Origin of the sequence: uncultured Empedobacter sp. (assembly GCF_937930195.1) — a bacterium.
Taxonomy (GTDB): Bacteria; Bacteroidota; Bacteroidia; order Flavobacteriales; family Weeksellaceae; genus Empedobacter; species Empedobacter stercoris.
The window spans coordinates 21,282-30,232 of sequence record NZ_CALGVK010000062.1 but is presented as its reverse complement, the minus strand read 5'-3'; the positions used below and the strand labels follow the sequence as shown (position 1 = coordinate 30,232).

At 31.8% G+C, this 8,951-nt stretch carries 7 protein-coding genes; 4 read left to right on the top strand and 3 right to left on the bottom strand.

Annotated elements, in window-relative coordinates; all coding sequences use genetic code 11:
- The 4 genes from Q0616_RS03515 to Q0616_RS03500 form a co-directional block, all read left to right on the top strand.
- On the top strand, positions 1-918 hold a 918-nt coding region (locus Q0616_RS03515), incomplete at its 5' end, for a putative sulfate exporter family transporter (protein ID WP_260544163.1).
- 114 nt (positions 919-1,032) lie between these two features.
- Entirely contained in the window at positions 1,033-2,427 is a 1,395-nt protein-coding gene (locus tag Q0616_RS03510) for an MBL fold metallo-hydrolase (protein WP_298775153.1), read from the top strand.
- 25 nt (positions 2,428-2,452) lie between these two features.
- Positions 2,453-2,719: a rhodanese-like domain-containing protein gene (locus Q0616_RS03505; RefSeq protein ID WP_225539054.1), complete on the top strand. Its 267-nt coding sequence runs from the start codon at positions 2,453-2,455 to the stop codon at positions 2,717-2,719.
- 22 nt (positions 2,720-2,741) lie between these two features.
- Positions 2,742-3,050 (top strand): thioredoxin family protein, encoded by a 309-nt coding sequence (locus Q0616_RS03500; RefSeq protein WP_225539055.1) that lies wholly within the window; start codon positions 2,742-2,744, stop codon positions 3,048-3,050.
- 523 nt (positions 3,051-3,573) lie between these two features.
- Here the strand turns inward: Q0616_RS03500 and Q0616_RS03495 are convergent.
- The 3 genes from Q0616_RS03495 to Q0616_RS03485 are packed head-to-tail and all read right to left on the bottom strand — an operon-like array spanning position 3,574 to position 8,913.
- Entirely contained in the window at positions 3,574-4,014 is a 441-nt protein-coding gene (locus tag Q0616_RS03495) for a hypothetical protein (protein ID WP_225532452.1), read from the bottom strand.
- Positions 3,995-5,803, bottom strand: a complete 1,809-nt coding sequence (gene uvrC / locus Q0616_RS03490; protein WP_284584052.1) for an excinuclease ABC subunit UvrC — start codon at positions 5,801-5,803, stop codon at positions 3,995-3,997. Before uvrC ends, Q0616_RS03495 begins: the two co-directional genes overlap by 20 nt.
- Positions 5,803-8,913: a UvrD-helicase domain-containing protein gene (locus tag Q0616_RS03485; RefSeq protein ID WP_260544150.1), complete on the bottom strand. Its 3,111-nt coding sequence runs from the start codon at positions 8,911-8,913 to the stop codon at positions 5,803-5,805. The genes uvrC and Q0616_RS03485 overlap by 1 nt, the downstream gene beginning before the upstream one ends.
- Positions 8,914-8,951: the final 38 nt, after the last annotated feature.

Here is an 8,951-nt window from a genome sequence, read left to right as displayed (position 1 = left end):
ATGATTGCCCGTATAATTTATTTTGGATTATTGCTACTTACATTTTTTCCGTTTATAGAGTCGTCAGTGGCGCTTCTTTTAGGAATTGGTTATGGATTAATTTTTCAAAATGAATTTGGTGATTTTTCAAAAAAATATTCCAAAAAGTTATTAAATATAGCAATCATAGGTTTAGGGTTAGGTTTGAATCTTCACGAAGCAGTTTCGGTAAGTAAAGATGGGTTTATACTCACTTTTATTTCTATAATAAGTGTTTTTGTATTAGGATTTGTGTTTTATCGATTATTAAAAATCAATAAGAATACATCGTTGCTGATTACTTCGGGAACTGCTATTTGTGGAGGAAGCGCAATTGCGGCTATTTCTTCGGTTTTACAACCAAAAGCGAACCAAATTACGATTGCAATGGCAGTAGTTTTTGTGTTGAACGCAATAGCGCTGGTTATTTTTCCTACGATTGGACATTTATTTCATTTAACCCAATATCAATTTGGTTTGTGGTCAGCGATTGCTATTCATGATACAAGTTCTGTGGTTGGAGCAGCAAAACAGTACGGAGAGCAAGCGTTAGAGATTGCGACAACTGTAAAATTGAGCCGTACATTGTGGATTTTTCCATTGGCTTTGTTCATCGGTTATTTTAATAAAAAAGAAAATTCTACTTATAAATTTCCTTACTTTATTTTAGGTTTTGTCGCAACAATGCTAATTGCAACTTATTTTCCACAAGGCGAAAAAGTTTATCAAATCTTACAAGGCTTTTCGAAACAATTAATGGTAGTAGCGTTGTTTATGATTGGTTCGTTAATTAATTTACAATCAATCAAACAAGCTGGTTTCAAGACTTTGTCTTATGGAATTTTACTTTGGATATTCATCTCGATTTTATCTTTGGTATTGGTTCTGAAATTTTTCTAAACAACAGATAAGCATTCTTATTCATCTGTAACATTGGTTACTGTCCACTGTTTTTTAGTCACTTAACTTTGTATCAACAAAAGAAAAAAGGTTAAACCATAAAAATATACACATATGTTTTTTCAACACATTTTTGAGAAGTCTTTAGCACATTCAAGCTACATTGTAGGATGTCAAGTTGCTGGAGAAGCGATTGTAATTGATCCAAAAAGAGATATCGATACTTATATAAAAATAGCCGAAGAAAATAATCTTAAAATTACGCACATTGCGGAAACGCATATTCATGCAGATTATCTTTCAGGAAGTCAGGAATTGGCTTATGTGACAGGTGCTAAAATGTATTTGTCGGATGAAGGAGGTAAAGATTGGCAATACGATTTTGACCATGTTGGATTAAAAAATGGAGATAAAATAGAAGTCGGAAATTTAATCTTCGAAGTGATGCATACGCCAGGACATACGCCAGAAAGTATAAGTTTCTTGTTGACTGATACACCTGCAACAAAAGAACCTGTCATGATTTTTACAGGAGACTTTGTGTTTGTCGGAGATATTGGTCGTCCAGATTTGTTAGAAGAAGCGGCAGGTTTGGTTGGAACGAAAGAGGTTGGAGCAAAACAGATGTTCGAATCATTGAAAAAATTTCAAGCTTTACCCGATTATCTTCAAGTTTGGCCAGCGCATGGTGCAGGATCAGCTTGTGGAAAAGCATTGGGAGCTGTAGCAAGTTCAACAGTTGGATACGAAAAAATAAGAAACTGGGCATTACAATTTGATCAAAATGAAAAAGGTTTCATCGATTATCTATTAGCAGATCAACCAGAGGCACCAGCTTATTTTGCTATGATGAAAAAGTTGAACAAGACAAAACGTCCTTTATTAATAGAAGTTCCGAAATGGGCTAAGTTGACATATATTGAATTTGAGAAAGCAAAAGATTTTGGAATGAAAGTAATTGATGCAAGAATCAAAATAGATTTTTCGCAAATACATGTTCCAAGAACAATCAATATTCAAAATAATAAAACATTCAACACTTGGATGGGTTGGATGGTAAATTATCAAGAACCAATCGTGTTAGTTGTAGAAGAAAATGAGGTAGAGGACATGACGCGAAAACTAATGCGAATTGGTTTAGATAATGTGTACGGTTATATTACACCAGCAGAATTATTGAGCAATACAGAAGAAATGACTTCTTCAACTATTATTGATGCTGATGCGATGGAAAATTATATCGGGAATGATGAGGTTCAAATTTTAGATGTAAGAGGTGAAGCCGAATTTAAAGAAGGTTTTATAGAAGGAGCAAAACATATTTTCGTAGGTTATTTACCAAAACGATACCATGAATTGGATCCGAATAAAAAAGTAGTTTTACACTGTCAAGCAGGTGATAGAGCAACAATTGCACAGAGTTTTTTAGAATCAAAAGGTTTTGAAGTAGAAAATTATAGTGCAGGAATGGCAGATTGGAAATTGAATAAAAAACCATTAGTCAAATAATATGTTTTTCAAAAAAATTATTAAAATGTTGACATCAAACTCAAACGTAGAAAATTATCTACAAGAAGGCGCATTGCTATTGGATGTGCGTACAAACGCGGAGTTCTTGGCAGGACATCATGCAGATTCGGTTAATATTCCATTACAAGAATTAGAAAGCAGAATAGGCGAATTGTCGAGCAAGAAGATAGTAACGGTATGCAGAAGCGGAGCAAGAAGTGGGCAAGCTGCAGTTATACTAAAGAATAAAGGTTTTGATGCCATCAATGGCGGACCTTGGAACATGATTTAAGTACATAATTAAATTATATTGAATGGATTTATTAGACAGAATACAAGGAAATAATTTTTATCTAATTGATTTTTATGCAGATTGGTGTGCACCATGTCAATTGCAACTTCAATTTTTAGAAAACTTAAAAGGAAAACTTCCTGATCATGTCGAGATAATAAAAATTGATGTAGATAAAGACAAAATAAGTACGATTCAGTTTGATGCGATGTATCAAGTAAATGGCGTACCAACTTTAATGCTTTTTCATCAAGGAAAACTTCTTTGGAAGCATTATGGAGTTAAGTTTGAAGATGATTTACAAAAAATAGTAGAACAATTTTTGATCTAAAAAACAGTAATCGTGTCTGAATCTTTTAAAAGATAACGCGATTACTGTTATTTTTTTTAAACAATATGTGTTAATTACTAATTTATTCCTTGTCTTATTTAGATAAAATAAAAAATATTAGATAAAAAGTGTGAATACAATAAAAACGTTAACATTTATTAAAAAAAAATCATACATGATTTGCATTAGTATGATTTATGTTATAGTTTTGAGTAAATGATATTACAAATAGGTAATATGAATTAACACTAATTATGATTTTAAGGCTTCTGTAAAAGAAGCCTTTTTTATTTTCATTAAAAATAAAGCAGATTAAGCAAATATTTAACCAACACAATTGGTTGTGCCGACTTACTTTTTTAAAGTTAATTACAGTAGTTGAGAAGTTTTTTTACAAAATTATTTTTGAAATTCGGTTGCTAATAATTCAACTATTTTCATGATGTTTTGATTTGTAAATAAAAGATAAGATTACATCAGGTAAAAAAACAGCTTTACTAAATTGTAAAGCTGTTTTTATATTTTAAATATCATCTGTGTATAAATCGATAATTGGTCGAGGTTTTTTTCGTTTGATTTGCGTTAACCAATAAATGAAAATACCTATTCCATTTCCGAAAATAATCACGGTTATCCAAACTAAACGTTCGTCACTTTTAATCAAATTTGGATTTTTTAAGGCATGTACAATGAAGTAAACAAAAGAAATTACGCCAGTAAAAAAACTCATTAAAACTAAAAAGATGAAAATGATAAGATTTCCTAATAAAGCACTCAGAAGCGATTTCGAATTTCCCATATGTCCAAGTTGTGCATCGAGCGTATTAAACATCGAATAAAAAATTCCAAAATAACTCAGCAAGCCAAGTATAAATAAAGTGATTGGAACAATAGCCAAAGTGGCTTGTAGCTTTGGATTGTTTAAAAGAGACGTTAGATCTCTGTCAATTAGTAGATTCTTCATCATTTGAAAAATAATCTTTTATTTTTTTTGCTTTAGATTTCCCTATACAATCGGTTAACTCTAACAAAGATGCATTTTTTATTCGTTCAACCGATTTAAATTTTGTTAATAATTCTTTAATTGTTTGCGGACCGATTCCATTTATTTCTTCTAAAACCGAATTATAGGCATTTTTACTGCGACGATTTCGATGGCGAGTAATCCCAAATCGGTGCGATTCGTCTCGTACATGTTGCAGCACTTTTAAGGTTTCAGAATTTTTGTCCAAGTACAAAGGATAAGGATCGTCTGGATAATAAATTTCTTCCAAACGTTTTGCAATTCCAATGACAGATACTTTTCCACGTAAACCTAAACGGTCAATCGATTTTAAAGCCGAACTTAATTGTCCTTTTCCTCCATCAATCAAGATGAGCTGAGGCAATGGTTCACCTTCAGCCAAAACGCGTGTATAACGACGTTCTATTACTTCTTCCATTGTTGCAAAATCATTTGGACCTTCAACTGTTTTGACATTGAAAATTCGGTAATCTTTTTTGCTTGGCTTTCCATTTTTAAAGACAACACAAGCCGATACAGGATTTGTTCCTTGAATATTAGAGTTATCGAAACCTTCTATATGACGAGGTTCTGCAGGTAATCGCAAATCAACCTTCATTTGATTCATAATGCGATTTGTATGACGGTCTGGATCGATAATTTTGGTTTGTTTGAGCTGTTCCAAACGATAAATTCGCGTGTTTTTTAACGATAAATCAACAATGTGTTTTTTATCGCCAATTTTTGGAACTGTAATTTTTCGGAATGGAATTTCTAAACTTAATTCGAATGGAACATAAATTTCTTTCGAAGTAAGATTAAATCGTTCTGAGAAATCAATAATCGCGCGCTCCAATAAATCTTCATCCGTCTCATCCAATTTCTTTTTCCACTCTTCGGTATGCGATTGTATAATTGCACCATGATAAATTTTCATGAAATTGACATACGCATATTCCTCATCCGATGTAATCGAAAAAACATCAACATTGGTAATGGTAGGTGAAACAATTGTTGAACGTGCTTGGTAATTTTGTAAAGCTTCGATTTTCTCTTTGATTATTTGTGCTTTTTCAAATTTCAAATCCGATGCATATTTTGTCATTTGATTGATTAAATATTGCTTTGCTTCGTTAAATTCTCCTTTGATAATATTACGAATCGCCGAAATTTGCTCATTATAATCTTCTTCGGTTTGGTAATTTTCGCAAGGTCCAAGACAATTGCCAATATGGTATTCTAAACAAACTTTGAATTTATGGTTTTCGATGTTTTTTTCGCTCAAATCGTACGAACATGTTCTGATTTGATACAATTCTTTGATCAAACCTAATAAAACTTTCATGGTTTTGACATTAGAATATGGACCAAAATATTCAGAACCATCTTTGATTACATTTCGTGTCGAAAAAATACGTGGAAATCGTTCGTTTTTAATGCAAATCCATGGATAGGTTTTGTCATCTCTTAACAGAATATTGTAGCGTGGCTGATGTTCTTTGATCAGATTATTTTCCAATAACAACGCATCGTATTCGGAATTAACATTAATCGTTTCGATGTTATCAATGTTACTCACCAAAACACGCAATCGTTTCGAATCGTGTTGTTTATTGAAATACGAATTCACACGACGTTTCAGGTTTTTCGCTTTACCAATGTATAACAAATCTCCTTTTTTGTTATAATATTGATAAACACCTGGCGTTTCGGGTAAACTCGCTAATTTTAATTTTACATTTTCATTCATCAAACTACCTCTACAACATTTATTTTTTGCTGTTCATCATCAATATAAATCAAGATTTTTGTTTGAATTTTATACCCCAAATTGTTGAAAAATTCAGCATATCTATTCACTTGAAAATGATGATCTAAATCGGGTTGCCCAGTTTTATAATCAATAATTGAACAATTATTTTCAGCATCAATGACAACACGATCGGCTCTGAAAATTTGTCCATTTTCATCAATAAAATCGCGTTCATTTAAAACCGTTAAACCTTCAGCAAAATAGGGAACTAATTTAGCATCTTGTAAGAGATTTTGCAAGGTTTTTTGCAGATGTTCTACATTTTCAGCAGAAACAGTACCACGTTGTTTTTCACTTTCGATGATTTTTGGTAAATCATTTTGCGTTACAATTTGTGATAAAATAGTATGAATTGTATTTCCAAATTCTGTGAATTTTAACTTTTCTTGTGCTTTTTCTGAATTGGTGTTAATCACCAAACGTGTATTCCAATCCGAAGAATAAATTTTAAGTTCTGCCGAAGAGTTTTCAATAACTTTTGGTGTTGAAATACGTTCTGGTGTACCTTTCAAAATAACTTCATCTTCAGAAAAGCCTTTGCTGAAAACAAATTCGTGTAAATAGTTGGCAATATTTTTTGATTTCGAAGACTCTTTAGGCTTTTGCGCAATCATGTACAATTGTTCTTTTGCACGTGTTGTTGCAACATAAAGCGTATTAATTTCATCCAATTGAACCAAGTTTTCTTCTTCGTCAATTTTTGATTTTATCGCTTCGTTTTTGATGGTTTTTAATTCATTGTTAATCCCAACATAAAACGTTTCGAATGGATTATCTTCATCTTTTTGCAGTGGAATCCAAATTTTAGAATTCTTACTTTGCCAATCCAAAAATGGTAAAATAACAACTGGAAATTCCAAACCTTTAGACTTGTGAATCGTCATAATTTGAATTGCATCGACACCTTTTGGCGTTTTGATACTTGCTTTATCTTTGATCGTTGACCAAAATTCGAGAAACGAATTAAGATCTGATTCATTTTTTGATGAATAGTCTAAAATAACATCCAAAAAGCTCAAAATATAAGCAGGTGAACGTTCTTGTAAATGCAATGTACGAACAGCTTTTTCGGTGAAATCATATAACGAAAGGTTTTGATCCTGAATAAAATCTAAATCAATTCCAAGTGATTTGGTTAATTTCAAAAATTTCGGCAAACCTTCTTTCAACGCTTTTTCAACGGTGATGGTTAAATCATCTGTTCTGAATAATTCTAATTCGTACGCAACCATCAAAAAGCGTATTTTAGATTGTTCATCTTGTGGATTTGATGTTATTTTAAACAAATATTCGATTAATTGTATTTCAAATGAATTTTTTAACAATAAAGCTTCATTGGAAATGACAACTAAATTATTTTCGGTCAAATATTTTGCCAACAAAACGCCTTGCGCATTACTACGAACCAAAATTGCAATATCACTTAAAGAAAAACCATTTGCACGACAATCTTCAATCGTTTTCAGAACCAATTCTAAGTTTTTTTCTTTGAATAAGTCTTTTGATCGACCTTCTTGTTCGATAAAATTTATTTTGACAAAACCATCTTTTTGATGATTGGTGAATTGTTTATTACCGATTTCATACAAATACTGAAAACTTGGTAAATTAAGTTTAGGCGCTATAAACGAATACAATTCATTGTTAAATTGGATGATATTTTCGTGGCTTCGCCAGTTTTTTTCTAATTCTTCAACCTTGATATTTTCTTCTTCTTTTCGATCAATTAAATCTATCATTTGTGCTGGATTTCCTCCTCGCCAACGGTATATAGATTGTTTTGCATCACCAACCAACATAATCGTGTCAGATTGCGCACGCGCATTTTCCACCAACGGATTTAGATTGTTCCATTGTAAAGTTGAAGTATCTTGAAATTCATCAATAAAATAGTGATTGTAGCGCGAGCCAATTCGTTCGTAAATAAAATTAGCAGGTTGTTGTTGCAGATTTTTACTGATGATGGTATTGAATTCGTTTATCAATAAAACATTCGAATCTTTTTTGATCGAATCCAACGATTTTTCGACTTCATTAATCAACGAAATTGACGAAATGTTTTTTTGAATAGACGTTAATAAAAGTAAGTGATCATTAATATTTGCAGCTTTTTCGAACAAATCTTTAATCTGTGGAAAAATAGATTCGGCAGTTGCATCTTTTACTTTCGAAAGATAACCGCCTTCTAAAACATCTTTTGTGTTGGCATCGGTTGGTAAAATCAATCCAAAACCATCATAATTCTTTAATTTTTGGAAAAAAGCGGCAATACCACGACTTTTTCCAGGTAATTCGTTTACAGAAATTCCATTGTTTGCCAGCAACTCAAAAAACTCATTTCCGATTGTAATCAATCCATCTTTCAACGTTTTGATATCATCAAAAATAACCTTTCGGTAACGAATAAATTCGTCTAATGAAATATTTTTTAACTTTTCTAAATCTTGTAAATGACGATCGTTTGAAATATCAGAAGTGTCAGAAGAAAGGGTTTTACGGATATCCCATGATTTATTTTCGTCCATATTATCCAACGCAATTTTGATCATGGTTTGCGTTAATTTTTCGTCTTCTCCAATTTTTGAATAGAGTAAATCAACCGATTCGTTGATAATTTCTGTTGTATTCATTTCGACATCAAAATTCATCGATAAACCCAAATCTTGTGCAAAAGATTTCATCAATCGTAGATTAAATTTATCAATCGTAGAAATTGAAAATTTGGAGTAATTATGAAGAATGGCAATCAGAATATTATACGCTTTCGCCTTGATAATTTCTGGCTTCATGTTCAATTCAGAAGAAAGTTCAAGAATATAAGAATCTTCTTTTGGATTCGAACTTTTGGCAATTTCTTCCAATGTTTCGATGATACGCTCTTTCATTTCACCAGCAGCTTTGTTGGTAAACGTGATGGCTAATATATGTTCGAAATGATAATCGCTTTCGTTGGTTAATAACAACGAGAGAAATTCTTTAACTAATGTGTAGGTTTTACCTGCACCAGCTGATGCATTGTAAATTTTGAAATCGCCTGCTTGTAACAAATTCTGAATTTTTAGGAAAGTTAAACAATCTTCTCAAA